Annotated in this window: 13 protein-coding genes and 2 pseudogenes; 8 read left to right on the top strand and 7 right to left on the bottom strand. The window is 53.3% G+C overall.

The window, feature by feature from the left end; genetic code table 11:
- Nucleotides 1-54: 54 nt before the first annotated feature.
- From fadD to CS369_RS10415, 4 genes and pseudogenes are all read right to left on the bottom strand, one after another.
- A pseudogene (fadD, locus tag CS369_RS10430) lies at nt 55-1,740 on the bottom strand (long-chain-fatty-acid--CoA ligase FadD).
- Nucleotides 1,741-1,954: 214 nt separating this feature from the next.
- Entirely contained in the window at nt 1,955-2,524 is a 570-nt protein-coding gene (locus CS369_RS10425) for a Slp family lipoprotein (RefSeq protein ID WP_196907028.1), read from the bottom strand.
- 66 nt (nt 2,525-2,590) lie between these two features.
- Nucleotides 2,591-3,292, bottom strand: coding sequence for a tRNA (adenosine(37)-N6)-threonylcarbamoyltransferase complex dimerization subunit type 1 TsaB (gene tsaB / locus CS369_RS10420; protein WP_196907027.1), 702 nt, complete (start codon nt 3,290-3,292; stop codon nt 2,591-2,593).
- A gap of 72 nt (nt 3,293-3,364) precedes the next feature.
- Nucleotides 3,365-5,290: an ATP-dependent DNA helicase gene (locus CS369_RS10415; protein WP_196907026.1), complete on the bottom strand. Its 1,926-nt coding sequence runs from the start codon at nt 5,288-5,290 to the stop codon at nt 3,365-3,367.
- A 194-nt stretch (nt 5,291-5,484) separates the two neighbouring features.
- On the opposite strand from CS369_RS10415, the gene CS369_RS10410 reads away from it, so the two are divergent.
- Nucleotides 5,485-5,832 carry a RidA family protein gene (locus tag CS369_RS10410; protein ID WP_196907025.1) on the top strand — a complete coding sequence of 116 codons (348 nt, stop codon included), beginning with the start codon at nt 5,485-5,487 and terminating at the stop codon, nt 5,830-5,832.
- A 40-nt stretch (nt 5,833-5,872) separates the two neighbouring features.
- Here the strand turns inward: CS369_RS10410 and CS369_RS10405 are convergent, their stop codons facing one another.
- Nucleotides 5,873-6,028, bottom strand: a complete 156-nt coding sequence (locus CS369_RS10405; protein WP_196907024.1) for a YoaH family protein — start codon at nt 6,026-6,028, stop codon at nt 5,873-5,875.
- A gap of 124 nt (nt 6,029-6,152) precedes the next feature.
- Here CS369_RS10405 and pabB point away from each other — a divergent pair.
- The 3 genes and pseudogenes from pabB to CS369_RS10390 all read left to right on the top strand — a co-directional run bounded on the left by pabB (nt 6,153) and on the right by CS369_RS10390 (nt 9,773).
- Nucleotides 6,153-7,519, top strand: a pseudogene (gene pabB / locus CS369_RS10400) (aminodeoxychorismate synthase component 1).
- The gene (locus tag CS369_RS10395; RefSeq protein WP_196907023.1) at nt 7,516-8,133 is read left to right on the top strand and encodes a CoA pyrophosphatase; all 618 of its coding nucleotides are present in this window, start codon (nt 7,516-7,518) and stop codon (nt 8,131-8,133) included. Before pabB ends, CS369_RS10395 begins: the two are co-directional and overlap by 4 nt.
- Nucleotides 8,134-8,408: 275 nt before the next feature.
- Nucleotides 8,409-9,773, top strand: coding sequence for an L-serine ammonia-lyase (locus tag CS369_RS10390; RefSeq protein ID WP_196907022.1), 1,365 nt, complete (start codon nt 8,409-8,411; stop codon nt 9,771-9,773).
- A 133-nt stretch (nt 9,774-9,906) separates the two neighbouring features.
- On the opposite strand, the gene CS369_RS10385 is transcribed toward CS369_RS10390, so the two are convergent.
- Complete coding sequence (locus tag CS369_RS10385; RefSeq protein ID WP_196907021.1) at nt 9,907-11,457, bottom strand: TerC family protein; 1,551 nt, start codon at nt 11,455-11,457, stop codon at nt 9,907-9,909.
- Nucleotide 11,458: 1 nt separating this feature from the next.
- On the bottom strand, nt 11,459-11,650 hold the full coding sequence (locus CS369_RS10380) for a hypothetical protein (RefSeq protein WP_196907020.1): 192 nt from the start codon (nt 11,648-11,650) through the stop codon (nt 11,459-11,461).
- Between the two features lie 407 nt (nt 11,651-12,057).
- Here CS369_RS10380 and manX point away from each other — a divergent pair, with 407 nt between their 5' ends.
- From manX to CS369_RS10360, 4 genes are all read left to right on the top strand, one after another.
- Nucleotides 12,058-13,011, top strand: a complete 954-nt coding sequence (manX, locus tag CS369_RS10375) for a PTS mannose transporter subunit IIAB (protein WP_196907019.1) — start codon at nt 12,058-12,060, stop codon at nt 13,009-13,011.
- A 100-nt stretch (nt 13,012-13,111) separates the two neighbouring features.
- Nucleotides 13,112-13,912, top strand: a complete 801-nt coding sequence (locus tag CS369_RS10370; RefSeq protein ID WP_196907018.1) for a PTS mannose/fructose/sorbose transporter subunit IIC — start codon at nt 13,112-13,114, stop codon at nt 13,910-13,912.
- 14 nt (nt 13,913-13,926) lie between these two features.
- Nucleotides 13,927-14,769 (top strand): PTS mannose transporter subunit IID, encoded by an 843-nt coding sequence (locus tag CS369_RS10365; protein ID WP_196907017.1) that lies wholly within the window; start codon nt 13,927-13,929, stop codon nt 14,767-14,769.
- A gap of 155 nt (nt 14,770-14,924) precedes the next feature.
- Nucleotides 14,925-15,383 carry a DUF986 family protein gene (locus CS369_RS10360; RefSeq protein WP_196907016.1) on the top strand — a complete coding sequence of 153 codons (459 nt, stop codon included), beginning with the start codon at nt 14,925-14,927 and terminating at the stop codon, nt 15,381-15,383.
- Nucleotides 15,384-15,682: the final 299 nt, after the last annotated feature.

Below are 15,682 nucleotides of genomic sequence, written 5' to 3'. Positions count from 1 at the left end.
CTTTTGCTATGATAACCTGTCTTGCTGCGATCTGGCAGACGTTTTATTGATAAATCAGGAAACCTTTGCGACACCTTCATCGGGTGACTTTTGTTTGCCATTGTCGGCACGTAACTCGCGCCGCAGAATTTTTCCCACATTGGATTTCGGCAATTCTTTCACAAACTCCACCAGTTTTGGCACTTTGTAGGCGGTCAGATTACGGCAGCAATGGCTGATCAATTCATCTTTGCTCAGGCTGCTGTTACGGGCCACAACGTAGGCTTTAACCGCTTCACCGCTCAGCTCGCTTTCCACACCGATCACCGCCGCCTCGGACACTTTTGGATGGTGCGCAATCACTTCCTCAATTTCTGTCGGATAAACGTTAAACCCCGACACCAGAATCATGTCTTTTTTGCGATCAATCACGCGCAGAAACCCCTCTTCATCTGCCGTGACAATATCGCCGGTCGCCAGCCACCCCTCTTTCAGCACCTCTTGGGTCGCGGCCGATTGCTGCCAGTAGCCTAGCATCACCTGCGGACCTTTCACCCACAGTTCACCCGATTCGCCCGGCGCCACATCTTGCCCCTCGTCATCCACGATGCGCACATCGGTGGACGGCACCGGCAGACCGATGCTGCCGATGTAGTATTTTAAATCATAGGGGTTGCCCGCCACCAGCGGTGAGCTTTCCGTCAGGCCGTAGCCTTCCAGCAGGTGTTTTCCCGTCAACTTTTCCCACCGCTCCGCCACCGATTGCTGCACCGAGGCGCCGCCCCCCACCGACAAACGCAGCGTAGAAAAATCCAGCTCATGGAAGGCCTTGTTATTCAGCAGCGCGTTAAACAAGGTGTTAACACCCGTGACCGCCGTAAACGGGTATTTACCGAGTTCTTTCACCACCGCCGGAATATCACGCGGATTGGTGATCAGCAGGTTCTGCCCACCCAGTTCAACAAACAGCAGGCAGTTTACCGTCAACGCAAAGATGTGGTAGAGCGGCAGCATGGTGACCACCAATTCATGGCGCTCTTGCAACACCGGACCATAAGCAGCTTTCGCCTGTGCCAGGTTCGCCTGCATATTCCGGTGTGTCAGCATCGCGCCTTTCGACAACCCGGTGGTACCGCCGGTGTATTGCAAAAATGCCAGATCGGCATTCACGATTTGTGGTTTGATATACTGAAGTCGCCGTCCTTGTTGCAGAGCACTGCGAAACGAGATGGCATCCGGCAGATGGTATTTCGGCACCAGACGCTTGTTGACCAGCGTCCCTTTCGCGGTGGAGAGTTGATCGCCCATGCGCGTCAAGATCACATGTTTAACGTCGGTATTATACACCACCTTTTCCAGCGTATGCGCGAAGTTGGACACAATGACAATGGCGGTTGCGCCGCTGTCTTTCAACTGGTGTTCCAGTTCACGCGGCGTATAAAGAGGATTGACGTTAACCACCACCAGGCCGGCGCGCAAAATGCCAAACAACGCGACCGGATATTGCAACAGGTTCGGCATCATCAGTGCCACACGATCGCCCTTTTACAGATGGAGCTGGTTTTGCAAATAAGCGGCAAACGCGCGGCTACGCTCTTCCAACTTGCGGAAAGTCATTACCTCACCCATGTTAATAAATGCGGGCAGGTCTGCATATCGGGCAACCGCATTTTCAAAAAGATCGACCAACGACGTATAGTTATCCGGATTAATTTCGGCGGGCACGTTTGCCGGATAACGCGTTAACCAGATTTTCTCCAAAGTATCACTCCCAAGGTATTTTTTTAGTGGCATGATGATTCTCCCACCGCTCGTTTAATTAACATTATTTTAACTCGGCTTACCAGTTGCTGCTGAGACAATATCGAGGTTGAGAGTTCGATCACGCCTTATTGTTAATCATATGTATCAAAAAAATGAGGCGACCTGCGTCGCCTCGTTGTTCTGCGTTTTTCCGCGAGAGAAAAACCGTCATTTATTGTGTCACGATGGTCTCGATACGTGCCGGGCCCCAGTCATTGCCAAAGCCCCAACCCCGCCGGTAACGCCAATCCCACCCCCACGGATCGGCCGCGCCGGGCGGCAAGATGACCTGCTGCGTTTCATTCCAGCGTTGATAACCCGTCACATTGATCACCACAAAGCGATAAGGCCTGCTGCCTATCTGACCTTGCTCCATCTCCACGACCGAACCCACTAACGTCACCAGTCGCCCCTGAAAATCGAGAGGTTCAAGGAAGCCTTTGACATTGGCAATAAATCGCCCTTCCGAAACGCTCTTCAACTGGGGCCGCGCCCAGCGATCCAGCGGCAGGCTGACAATCACCAGTCGGGTTTTGTCATTTTCGTTATGCACGGCCACAACGCGACCGCCGAGACGCGCCTCCTGGCCCAAGGCCATCTGGGGCATCAACTTGATTTGCGACAAACGGTCGTACGGTCTTTCTGAACTGCTCTGGATGGATTCAGGAATCGAGGAGCAGCCTGCCAGCAAGAGTGCCAGCGCCGCGAACGTCACCTGTTTTGACCAATAAGAAATCGCCATAATACTGATCCCTTTGCCATTACCTACTCATTAGAGTAGGCAGTAATGCAATAAGTTGCGCGGTTATCAGGCGCGACCGGGTAATTTTTTCCAGGTGACATTGTTGCGCAGATAACGCGGCAAGGCATCGGCAACGGCGACCGCGTTACCTGACTGCCACTGATGGCACGCCAGCGGCAGCATATCCTGCGCCTGTGGCAGCAGCATATCGCCCGGCGTCAGAACTATCTCCGCGTGGGCAGCCAGTGTCGGATACGCCTCCCACCCGGTTCCAACGGTCGCCCAGTCACCGCGCAGCAATAGGGTACGCTCCAGTACCTGCTGTGGCGTCAGCACGGCTTCATGTTCGTCGCCCTGCCAGTTGCCATCAACATCACGCTGATATTCGGCCCAATAGACCTCCCCCATGCGGGCGTCAATCGCCGCCAGCACGCGCGTTGCCCCCGTGCGACGCCAGGCTCCTTGCGCCATCGTGGCGAGCGTGGAGATACCCAGCATCGGCAAATCTGCGCCTAACGCCAGCCCCTGAGCAATACCAATACCGATTCGTACACCGGTAAAACTGCCGGGGCCTTGGCCAAATGCCAGCGCATCCAGACTGTTCAACGCCACACCGGTTTCAGCCAGCACCTGTTGCACCATCGGCAACACGCGTTGGGTATGCTCACGGGGACATACTTCATACAGGGAGAAAATTTGACCATCATTCCAGAGTGCAACGGAACAGGCTTCCGTCGCAGTATCAAGCGCTAAAATTCGCGTAGACATGCCGACCTCAGGCAGGGAAACAAAATAACGAGGCCTAGAATAGCACACCGCGAATGGAATTACTCCGAGGCATCACACCGCCTCGGTGCGGGAAAGAAAACGGATCGCTTGCGCCAGATCGCGCGTGCGGGCTGCGGGCGGCAGACTTTGCAGAAAGGTTTTACCGTAAGGACGCATCACCAGACGGTTATCGCAGATAACGATAACGCCGCGATCGTCCACATCGCGAATCAAACGCCCCACCCCTTGTTTCAGGGTGATGACCGCATCGGGCAGTTGTACCTCGTCAAACGGATCGCCGCCGCGCAGGCGGCAATCTTCGATACGCGCTTTCAGCAACGGGTCATCTGGCGAGGTAAACGGCAGTTTATCGATAATCACACAAGAGAGCGCATCACCGCGTACATCCACCCCTTCCCAGAAGCTGCTGGTCGCCACCAGCAACGCATTCCCCGCAGAGACAAACTGCGCTAACAGTTGCGCCTTGCTGGTTTCGCCCTGAAGCAACACGGGCAGTGTAAGTGAGGCGCGGAACTCTGCGGCCAGATCGCGCATCATTTGGTGCGAGGTACACAACATAAAGCAACGGCCGCGATTCGCCTCAATGAGTGGACGCAACTGAGTGGCCAACCGTTGTGCCGCACCGCGTTGCTGCATCTCCGGCAGAAAACGCGGCACGCAAAGCAGCGTCTGCTGCGCATAATTAAACGGGCTCGGCAGCAGCATGGATTGGGCATGGCCCAATCCCAAACGCTCGGTAAAGTGTTCGACCCGGTCATTGACTGACAGCGTCGCCGAGGTAAATATCCACGCGGCCTTCTTCTCTTGCATCAGCTCACGAAAACGGTCTGCCACGGAGAGTGGGGTCAGCGCCAGCACAAAGTGCCGCGCATTACATTCATACCAATAACTGTAACCGGCCTGTTGCACGTCCTGTAGCCGCTTGAGACGAGCGCGATACAGGGTAGCGCGTTCAAAGGCTGCATCCAGCAGCGCCGAGCGCCCGAGCGACAGTTTGGCAACGTCATAGCAGAGTTCAAGCGCATCATCAAGCAACAGCAGCGCGCGTTGCAGCGAGGGCTGCGCCAGCACATCACGCAGGTTGCCGCGAAAACCGGGCTCCCCCAGTGCCAGCCGAAAATCCTGTGTGCTTTGCGATAAGAGATCGGCGGATTTTTGCAGTTGAGCCGCATCGCGCACTTCGGTGCGATACGCGATAATGATATCTTTCTCCAGATCGAGCAATTGACAGCTGGTGAGCTGCTGACCAAAGTAGTGGCTGGCGATATCGGGGATCTGATGCGCTTCATCGAAAATAACCACATCGCTATCCGGGATCAGCTCAGCAAACCCGCTCTCTTTGACCACCATATCGGCCAGATAGAGGTGATGGTTAACCACTACGACATCGGATTCCATCGCCTTACGCCGCGCTTTGACCACGAAGCATTTTTTATAATGCGGGCAATCGCTCCCCAGACAGTTGTCATTGGTGCTGGTGACTAACGGCCACACCGCGCTATCCTCCGCCACGTCGGTGCAGGTACTGATGTCACCGTCCATCGTGGCCGATGACCATCCCCGCAAACGTACCAGTTCGCTCAACGCTTCACCGCTCAGATCGCCACCAGCCAGTGATTGTTGCTCCAGCCGCTCGATACACAGATAGTTCGATCGGCCTTTGAGCAACGCGACCTGCCCGGCGTAACCCAAGGCGGTGGCGATGCGCGGCAAATCACGTGAAAAAAGCTGGTCCTGAAGGGCTTTCGAACCCGTGGAGACAATGACCTTGCGTTCGGAACGCAGCGCCGGAACCAAATAAGCATAGGTTTTGCCGGTCCCGGTGCCCGCTTCCACCACCAGCGCGTGTTGTTCGACAATGGCACGCTCTACCACAGCAGCCATATCGCGCTGAGGTTCACGCGGTTTAAAACCGTCAATGGCTCGCGCCAGGGGGCCTTCGGGAGAAAAATCGTCCTGTACGGAATGTTTTGTCACACACGCTCTCTATTTGTCACTGCCCAATTGCCACAACCAAAACTGGAAGGGATGCGGTGAAGCCATTGCCCAATTATGCCCTGTGTCTGCCCCGGCAGCCACCCTGCATCGCGATCGCATCGCCTCACCCTGCAGAATCATGGTAGGCTGCAAAACAATTTTTATCTTTTAGGATTGATACAGGGAGACATCCAATGACAGACATTATCAGAATTCAACCAGAAGCCCGCTGGTCTGATGCCGTAATTCATAACAGCACCCTTTACTACACTAGCGTGCCGGAGAATCTGGATGCCGATGCCGAGGCGCAAACCGAAAGCACCCTGGCACAGCTTGATGCCATCCAGAGTCAGAATGGTTCAGACAAAACGCGTCTGCTGGATGTGACGATTTTCCTTGCTGACGCAGCAGACTTTAGCGCCATAAATGCCGCCTGGGATGCCTGGGTGGTGGCAGGCCAGGCACCGGTACGCTGTACTGTAGAAGCGCGTCTGATGAACCCGAAATATAAAGTGGAAATCAAGGCCATCGCCGCGCTGTAGTGCATTCTGAAAGGCGTGCGCTAAGCGCCTGTGTTAGGGCTTAATCATCCTCGTCACTTCTATGTTGCCGCCGTAAATCAGCGGCAACCAGTGCGATGGCCTCTCCGCTGCTCATACCTTGCACCATCAGCGATTGAATACGTTCAACCGCATCTTGCTGCTGCGAGTGGGTTAAAGGGGGCATATCATTAAACATTCAGTCAGCTTCCTTATACGCCGTAAGCGAATTGTGCTAGGCTGACGCACTCGCGTGGCCTATAAACACGCATCATAACGCTAATGACGATATTAATCAGCACCTGCACGATGACATAACACCGATGGATTCTCGTTTACCTGATTTTCACAGACTGCCTTATCAGCCGGATGCGCAGCTGCATCTGTTTGCCTGCTTTTCTCATCAACCATGGGCCATGCTGCTGCACTCCGGTTTTGCCGATCACCAACACAACCGTTTCGATATCATGGTGGCCGACCCCTTAGCAACGTTAACCACTCAGGACGATGAGACGCTCATCACGCGCGCGGAGGGCACAGAGCGATCCACGCAAGATCCCTTCTTGTTGGTGCGCCAAGCGATGACGCGAGCCGGAATCACCGCGCACACGCATCCCGATATGCCTTTTCAAGGCGGTGCGTTTGGCCTGTTTGGTTACGATCTCGGACTACGTATCGAAAAACTGCCGTCACAGGCAAAGCAAGATATCCACCTGCCGGACATGGCGGTGGGCATCTACGACTGGGCGCTGATCGCCGACCACCAGCAGCAGACGCTTACGCTGGTGACCTATGACAACCATGAGGCGCGGCTGGCCTGGTTATCCGCGCCGCCAAATGTGACTTCCCTTGGCGATTTCCAACTGACTACCCCGTGGCAGTCCAATATGACACGGGAAGAGTACGGCATCCGCTTCCAACACATTCAAGCCTATCTGCGCGCGGGGGATTGCTATCAGGTCAACCTGGCACAGCGCTTCAGCGCAGGTTATCGCGCTGATGAATGGCAGGCTTTTCTCTCGCTCTCTGATGCCAATCGGGCCCCGTTTTCTGCGTTTAGCCGCTTGCCGGAGCATTGCATCATCAGTGTATCGCCAGAGCGTTTCTTGCAGTTACAAAACCAGCGCATTGAAACACGCCCCATCAAGGGGACGCTGCCGATCCACAGGAAGATGCGCGCCGGGTCGCGGCGCTTGCTGCCTCGCAGAAAGATCGGGCAGAGAATTTAATGATCGTCGATCTGCTGAGTAATGATATTGGTCGCGTTACCGTACCCGGCAGCGTGCGGGTGCCTGCTCTGTTTCACGTTGAGCCGTTTCCGGCAGTGCACCATCTGGTCAGTACCATCGAAGCAAGGCTACCGGAAAACAGCCATGCCACGGATTTGCTGCGCGCTTGTTTTCCCGGTGGATCCATCACCGGTGCGCCCAAAATTCGCGCTATGGAGATTATCGAAGAGCTGGAACCGCATCGCCGCAACGCCTATTGTGGCAGCATTGGTTATATCAGCGTCTGTGGCACCATGGATACCAGCATTACCATTCGCACTCTGATTGCAGAACAGGGGCAGCTTCACTGCTGGGCGGGCGGTGGTATCGTGGCAGACAGCCAGGAACAGGCGGAATACCAGGAAACCCTGGATAAACTGGGCCGAACTCTTCCTCTTCTGAACGTGGCGCACAGGTTATGAGTACAGTAATTCAGCTAGTTACCTTTCCATTCCCCCCGCTGACTGACGATTTGTCGAACTTCGTCACGCGCTTTCAGTTGCAGCGTGCACCGCAGGCCAAACCGGTGCGCCAAGTGCGTAAAGCGGCTGTGCTGGTGCCGATTGTGTGCCACACCGATGCCCCGGCGCTGTTGCTGACCCGGCGCGCCAGCACGCTGCGTAAGCATGCCGGGCAAGTTGCCTTCCCCGGCGGTGCCGCAGACAGTAGCGACGCCAGCCTCATCGCCACGGCATTGCTCGAAGCCCAAGAGGAAGTGTCTATTGCCCCTGAGGTCGTGAAGGTGTTAGGCACCCTGCCGCCACTGGACAGTGTCAGCGGCTTTCAGGTCACGCCCGTGGTTGGGCTGTTACCGGCCAATATTCGCGTTGTGCCCAATGCGGATGAGGTGGCAGAACTGTTTGAAATGCCGTTGACCGATGCGTTTTCGCTGGCGCGCTATTATCCACTGGATATTGAGCGACAGCGCCAAACGCACCGCGTTTATCTGTCCTGGTATCGGCAGCAGTTTGTCTGGGGGCTGACTGCCGCCATCATTCGCCAGCTTGCGCTTCAAGTCTCCGCCTCAACAGACTGAAATATAGCATTTTATTCTGATGATCCCCTGTGTGGACATTAGCCATACATAAGATGATCCCCTGCGTGGACATTAGCCATACATAAACAGGGGTATTTCTATTCCCCTGATTATCCATGGCAAACGCAAGGGTGATACGGATCTACTATAAGTTATCTTCACCTGGCGCATAAGATTTTTTCATGTGAAAAGCACACTCCTGCCATATAAACCCCACTATAATAGCGCGATTCAAGGAATATTATTCTAAATCTGCGCTTTTGAGGAGCTTTCGCGTGATAAGCGTTTTCGACATGTTCAAGATCGGTATTGGCCCTTCAAGCTCTCATACGGTTGGACCGATGAAAGCCGGTAAGCAATTTGTCGATGATTTGATTGAGCTGGGTAAACTTGGCGATGTTACCCGCATCGCCGTTGACGTCTATGGCTCGCTCTCCATGACCGGGAAAGGTCACCATACCGACATCGCCATCATTATGGGACTGGCGGGCAACATGCCCGATACCATCGCCATCGATGCCATTCCGGGATTTATCCGCGACGTGGAACAGCGCGAACGCTTGCTGCTGGCAAACGGTCAGCATGAAGTGGATTTTCCACTGCACGGCGGCATGAATTTTCGCAGTGAAAATCTCTCCCTGCACGAGAATGGCATGACGATTACCGCTTTTGGCGGCGACCTCCCTCTGTATCGCAACACCTATTACTCCATCGGCGGTGGATTTATCGTTGATGAAGCCCACTTTGGACAAAACAGCGCAGGGGCCGTTCAGGTACCGTTTCCCTTCCACTCGGCAAAAGAGATGCTGGTGCACTGTAAACAGCACGGTCTGTCTCTTTCCGGGTTGGTGATGCGCAATGAGTTGGCGCTACACAGCCGGGATGAGATTGAGCGCTACTTCGCTGATGTATGGCAAACCATGCATGCCTGCATCGAGCGCGGTATCAATACCGAAGGGGTGTTGCCCGGCCCGCTGCGCGTGCCGCGTCGCGCCTCGGCGCTGCGTCGTATTCTGGGTGCCTCAGGCAAACACTCCAACGACCCAATGGATGTGGTCGATTGGGTTAACATGTTTGCCCTCGCCGTGAATGAAGAAAACGCCGCTGGCAGCCGCGTCGTAACCGCGCCGACCAACGGTGCTTGCGGGATCGTTCCGGCGGTATTGGCTTATTACGATCATTTTATTGAGCCGATCACCACCGACATTGCCCTGCGTTACTTCCTCGCTGCCGGAGCGATTGGCATACTGTACAAGATGAATGCCTCGATCTCCGGGGCAGAAGTTGGCTGTCAGGGTGAAGTCGGCGTGGCCTGCTCCATGGCGGCAGCAGGCCTGGCTGAATTACTCGGTGCCAGTCCGGAGCAAGTGTGTGTTGCCGCTGAAATTGGTATGGAGCACAACCTCGGTCTCACTTGCGATCCTGTCGCAGGTCAGGTTCAGGTACCGTGCATTGAGCGCAATGCCATCGCCTCGGTGAAAGCCATCAATGCAACACGCATGGCCATGCGGCGCACCAGTGAACCGCGCGTATCGCTCGATAAAGTGATTGAAACCATGTACGAAACCGGCAAAGACATGAATGCCAAATACCGCGAAACCTCGCGTGGTGGTTTGGCCGTGAAAGTACAATGTGATTAACAGCGCATACGCCGACCTCCGTCATTCCCGCGAAAGCGGGAATCTCTTGCCGAAGAAACGCGCTTTTTCTCACAGAGATCCCCGGCTTTCGCCGAGGATGACGAGGAAAAAGTTACAGTGTCAGTAGCAAATATTACTCTTCTTCATCCGCATAAGGATCGGCCAAACGCGTCACCCGCACCAGTTCGATACGGTATTCCGATACGGCCATGATCTCAAAGCGGAAGTGATGCAGTTCAATCACCTCGCCCACCTTGGGAATTTCATTGCTGTGTGCCAGCAACAACCCCGCCAACGACGCATATTCTTCTTTCGGATCGACCAGTTCATGGCTGTCCAGCACCTGTTGCAACGTGTGCAAATCGGTGCCGCCTTTCACCAACCAGCCACCCTCTTCAACCACGATATCCGGCGTTTCATCTTCATCCGGGAATTCACCGGCAATCGCTTCCAGAATATCCAACGGCGTCACCAGCCCCTGTACCACACCAAACTCGTTGGTGACGACAACCAGGCTGCCCTTGGCACGGCGCAGTACCGGTAACAGATTGATGGCATCCAGCGTATCCGGCACCACCAGCGGCGGTGTGGCAGCAGCAAAGCTCTCCACATCTACACCGTTATCCAGCGCCACCAGCAATTCTTTGGCACGCACCACACCGACCAACTCATCCAGAGAACCACGGCAAACCGGGAACAGGCTGTGCGGCGTATCCAGTAATTGCACGCGAATATCGTCAATCGAGCGTTCACTGTCCACCCAGGAGATCTCAGTACGCGGCGTCATCACACTGCGCAGCGAGCGCGATGCCAGCGTTAATACACCGCTGATCATGTAGCGTTCTTCTTCTGCGAAGGTTTCCATGGCGGGAGATGCCGGTTTGGCTTCTTCATCGTCCCTGGCTTTACGCGCGCCCATCAGACGCAGGATCGCTTCGGCAGTCCGCTCGCGCATCGGGCGTCGCGACTGGTGCTTGATGAAATTGCGGCGCGCAATCTGGTTAAACAGCTCAATGAGAATCGAGAAACCGATCGCAGCGTACAGGTAACCTTTCGGAATGTGAAAACCAAAACCTTCCGCCATCAAGCTCAAACCGATCATCAGCAAGAAGCTAAGGCAGAGTACCACCACCGTCGGGTGGGCATTGACAAAGTTCATGAGAGGCTTGGATGCCAGCAGCATCACCACCATCGCAATCACCACCGCCGTCATCATCACGCCGATATGGTTAACCATACCGACAGCCGTGATCACCGCATCCAGTGAGAAGACGGCATCCAGCACCACAATCTGTGCGACAACCGCCCAGAAGCTGGCGTGAACCTTGGGCCCGTTATGCTCATGCGGCCGATTTTCCAGCCGTTCATGCAGCTCCGTAGTGGCTTTGAATAACAAAAATAGCCCCCCCGCCAGCAAGATCATATCGCGCGCGGAGAAACCGTAACCAGCGATAGTGATCAGTGGGTTGGTCAGTTTCACCATCCATGAAATCAGAGACAGCAGCCCCAGACGCATCAAGAGCGCCAGCGAGAGGCCAATAACACGGGCCTTGTCGCGCTGCTTCGGCGGCAACTTATCCGCCAGAATGGCGATGAACACCAGGTTATCGATGCCCAGAACGATTTCCAATACTACCAGCGTCAACAGGCCCGCCCAGATTGAGGGATCTAGCAAAAATTCCATGTCAGACTCCAGAAATGGTGCAAGCAGACAGCATCAACACCGTCGGTGTGATGTGGCGCAGCATAGGGGAAACAGCAAGAGAAAAAATACCGCCCTGGCGGCTATCGATAAGTGGGTGATCTATCAGGTCAGCCCCAGAAACAGCACCGGCGCAGGCCGGCTGGGTAAGAAAGGATTGTCGGTGACGGTCCATATAGAGTGGGTCGAAACCCTGTGCTCCTAAGCAATTAAACAGGGAGCTACTCTAGCAGGTTGTTTCGAATTTTTACAAAGATTTCTTTGCTACCAAAAAACGCAATGCACAACGTTTCTTAACATGCCCGTGATATTATTCTCAATCACATAACAAACGACGTTTTAACCAGCAAATACGTGAGTAACGTCACACTATTTATTTTTTCAGTGGGTAAAATAAATCGGACATTACACCCATGATGGGGAGCCTGAATCGTTTCATAGCATATAACGCTACAGCGCATGCTTTTTATTCTTTTGTGATTCTTGAGTAAAAACTTGCGTTCATACTGATATCACTTCGGTTAATTGTCTTCCCCTTAACCGGATGCATTGAGTACCTTAAAGAGAATGAGGAGGTAGCAAGTGAGTATTGCAATTATGTTGTGCACTCACGGATCCACCGCCGGGCCGCTGCTGAAAACAGCGGAAATGATTCTGGGTGAACAAAGTAACGTTGCCTGGATTGATTTCGTTCCCGGTGAAAATGCGGAAACGTTAATTGAGAAATATCAGGCTAAGCTCGAAACGTTGGATACGTCGCTTGGCGTGCTGTTTCTTGTTGATACCTGGGGCGGTAGCCCGTTCAATGCCGCCAGCCGTCTGGTCACGGATAAGGCCAACCATGACGTGATTGCCGGGGTGAATATCCCGATGCTGGCAGAAACGTTTATGGCGCGCGACGATAACCCTAGCTTCGAGGAGTTGATCGCTATCGCGCTTGAAGCGGGTCGCGCAGGCGTGAAAGCGATGAAAGCCGCTGAACCGACGCCTGCCGACAAACCGGTAGCTAAAGCCGTTGCCCCCGCCCAGGTTGGCCCTGGTGGGCATATGAAGATTGGCCTCGCGCGTATTGATGACCGCTTGATTCACGGTCAGGTAGCAACCCGCTGGACCAAAGAGACCAATGTCAGCCGCATTATCGTCGTAAGTGACGAAGTTGCCGCCGATAACGTGCGCAAAACGCTGTTGACACAGGTTGCCCCTCCCGGTGTAACTGCCCACGTGGTAGACGTTGCCAAAGCGATTCGGGTGTATGAAAACCCAAAATACGCCAACGACCGCGTGATGCTGTTGTTCACCAATCCCACCGATGTGCAGCGTCTGGTTGAGAATGGCGTTGAAATCACCTCCGTGAACATCGGCGGCATGGCGTATCGTCAAGGTAAAACCCAGGTGAATAACGCCGTCTCCATTGATGCCAAGGATATCGAAGCCTTCAAGGCGTTGGATGCGCGCGGCATTGAACTGGAAGTCAGAAAGGTATCCACCGATTCTAAACTTAAAATGATGGATCTGATTGCCAAGGTAAATAACTAACGACAATAGCATTGCCGCACTATGGCACGTTAATGCTGTGTCTCGACTATGTTTATTTTGACCATATTTACTCAGACAGTTTTCTCATAGGAGAAGTACAATGGAGATAACAACACTTCAACTTGTGCTGATATTTCTCGTCTCATGCGTCTCCGGGATGGGGTCTATTCTTGATGAATTTCAGTTTCACCGCCCTCTGGTCGCCTGTACGTTGATTGGTGCCGTGCTCGGTGATTTGCAAACCGGAATCATCATCGGTGGTACCCTGGAAATGATCGCGCTGGGATGGATGAATATCGGTGCTGCTGTAGCACCTGATGCTGCACTCGCGTCCATCATCTCTACCATTCTGGTTATCGCCGGTGGTCAGGGCGTTGGTGCCGGTATTGCGCTGGCCATCCCGCTTGCCGCCGCAGGTCAGGTATTGACCATTATCGTTCGTACCATCACCGTGGCCTTCCAACACGCCGCTGACAGCGCAGCGGAACGCGGTAATTTAAACGCCATCAGTTGGATTCATGTCTCCGCCCTGCTGTTGCAGGCAATGCGTATCGCCATTCCGGCGCTGATTGTGGCCGTGTCCGTCGGTACGGAAGCCGTCCACACACTGCTGAACTCCATCCCGGAGGTGGTAACCAACGGGTTGAATATCGCAGGTGGTATGATCGTAGTGGTTGGTTATGCAATGGTTATCAACATGATGCGTGCTGGCTACCTCATGCCGTTCTTCTATCTTGGCTTCGTAACTGCCGCCTTCACCCAGTTCAACCTGGTTGCGCTGGGGGTTATTGGTATCGTCATGGCGATCATGTACATCCAGTTAAGCCCGAAATACAACAAGGCGCAGGGGCAACTCGCCACCGCATCGGGCAACAACGATCTTGATAACGAACTGGACTAACAGGGGTGAGAGAAATGGTTGATTCAACGCAAGAGAAAAAACTGACGCCCAGTGATATCCGTGCGGTGTTTATTCGCTCCAACCTGTTTCAGGGATCGTGGAACTTCGAGCGTATGCAGGGACTGGGATTCTGTTTTTCCATGGTGCCAGTCATTCGACGTCTGTACCCGGAAAACTCGGAAGAGCGTAAACAAGCTATCAAACGCCATCTTGAGTTTTTTAACACGCAACCTTTCGTGGCCGCACCAGTCCTGGGTGTCACCATGGCGATGGAAGAACAGCGTGCAAACGGCGCTCCGATTGATGACGGCGCGATCAACGGTCTGAAAGTCGGTCTGATGGGACCCTTGGCTGGTGTCGGCGACCCGATTTTCTGGGGAACCGCCCGTCCGGTATTTGCCGCATTGGGTGCGTGTATTGCCATGAGTGGCAGCCTGCTTGGCCCCATTTTGTTCTTCGTGCTGTTTAACCTGGTACGTTTGCTAGTGCGCTACTACGGCGTTGCTTACGGTTACCGTAAAGGTATTGATATCGTCAGTGACATGTGTGGCGGCTTCCTGCAAAAGATGACCGAGGGGGCATCTATCCTCGGCCTATTTGTCATGGGGGCGTTAGTTAACAAGTGGACCCATGTAAACATTCCCATGGTGGTTTCGCGCGTCACCAATCAGAACGGTGAAACGACGGTCACCACGGTGCAATCGATCCTCGATCAGTTGATGCCTGGGTTGGTACCGCTGCTGCTGACGTTCGGCTGTATGTGGTTGTTACGGCGTAAAGTGAATGCTCTGTGGTTGATTATCGGCTTCTTTGCTATTGGTATCTTTGGCTACTGGATTGGGCTGCTGGGCGTTTAACACCGACAGCACTCAGCAGCGGCAATGGGCGATGCGTGTACCGCTCATCGTCAGCGAGCCTGTGTAAACTACCGGACGCGCCGTGACTCACGCCGCGTCCTTTATTTTTCGCCCTATAACTCGTTTAGCTCAACGCAAAGACTCAGGAGCATACTATGTCAACAACGGATATTGTGATGATCGTCGTTATTGCGCTTATGTTGGAGTATGCCATTTTTGATGAATTTATCCAACCACAGCGTCAGGGAGGTACCCTGTTGCGGGTGCCGTTGCGTCGCACCAATCGGCTGGATACGCTGATTTTCATCGGTCTTATCGGCATTCTTATCTATGAGAATATCATTCATAACGGTACGGTATTAACTACCACGTTATTACTATCTCTGGTGGCAATGTCCCTATATCTCTCTTATATTCGCCGCCCAAAATTATTATTCAAGGCAACCGGTTTTATCTATGCCAACATTTTTATTCCTTATACCCGTATTCGTAACATGAATTTATCCGAAGACGGCATACTTGTGGTCGATTTGGAAAAGCGTCGTTTACTGATAAACGTACAACAATTAGACGACCTTGAAAAAACATATAAATTTATGATTGAAAATCAATAATATAAGTAAATCGTTTTTTAATATACCCAGTTCATTCATTAAGTTCCCACACGATGGCTGATTATATTTAACCCTGTTAACCCTGTTACTATTTTGTGAACTCAATACCCCATATGATAATAAAAATAATTATCAATTATATTTAAAGCAATAATAAAGAAATCCCTGCTTTTTATCGGTTGTTTCACGCGTAAATATTATGGTAAGGTTGCGCCGTCATTTGGGGAGTAGCCAATTTCTGAATATCAGTTTCAGAAATGCCCGTATCAACATACTCGTTTTATACCACAAGATTGCCA

Origin of the sequence: Candidatus Symbiopectobacterium sp. 'North America' (genome assembly GCF_015762685.1) — a bacterium.
In the GTDB taxonomy this organism is placed as follows: Bacteria; Pseudomonadota; Gammaproteobacteria; order Enterobacterales; family Enterobacteriaceae; genus Symbiopectobacterium.
The sequence above is the reverse complement of the archived record's forward strand: the minus strand, read 5'-3'. Positions and strand labels throughout refer to the sequence as shown.

Bases quoted from the DNA above. Each gene is read 5' to 3' on its own strand.
- CS369_RS10425 (WP_196907028.1), bottom strand. From the start codon at position 2,524: ATGGCGATTTCTTATTGGTCAAAACAGGTGACGTTCGCGGCGCTGGCA.
- tsaB (WP_196907027.1), bottom strand. From the start codon at position 3,292: ATGTCTACGCGAATTTTAGCGCTTGATACTGCGACGGAAGCCTGTTCC.
- CS369_RS10410 (WP_196907025.1), top strand. From the start codon at position 5,485: ATGACAGACATTATCAGAATTCAACCAGAAGCCCGCTGGTCTGATGCC.
- CS369_RS10405 (WP_196907024.1), bottom strand. From the start codon at position 6,028: ATGTTTAATGATATGCCCCCTTTAACCCACTCGCAGCAGCAAGATGCG.
- CS369_RS10395 (WP_196907023.1), top strand. From the start codon at position 7,516: ATGAGTACAGTAATTCAGCTAGTTACCTTTCCATTCCCCCCGCTGACT.
- CS369_RS10385 (WP_196907021.1), bottom strand. From the start codon at position 11,457: ATGGAATTTTTGCTAGATCCCTCAATCTGGGCGGGCCTGTTGACGCTG.
- CS369_RS10380 (WP_196907020.1), bottom strand. From the start codon at position 11,650: ATGGACCGTCACCGACAATCCTTTCTTACCCAGCCGGCCTGCGCCGGT.
- CS369_RS10370 (WP_196907018.1), top strand. From the start codon at position 13,112: ATGGAGATAACAACACTTCAACTTGTGCTGATATTTCTCGTCTCATGC.
- CS369_RS10365 (WP_196907017.1), top strand. From the start codon at position 13,927: ATGGTTGATTCAACGCAAGAGAAAAAACTGACGCCCAGTGATATCCGT.
- CS369_RS10360 (WP_196907016.1), top strand. From the start codon at position 14,925: ATGTCAACAACGGATATTGTGATGATCGTCGTTATTGCGCTTATGTTG.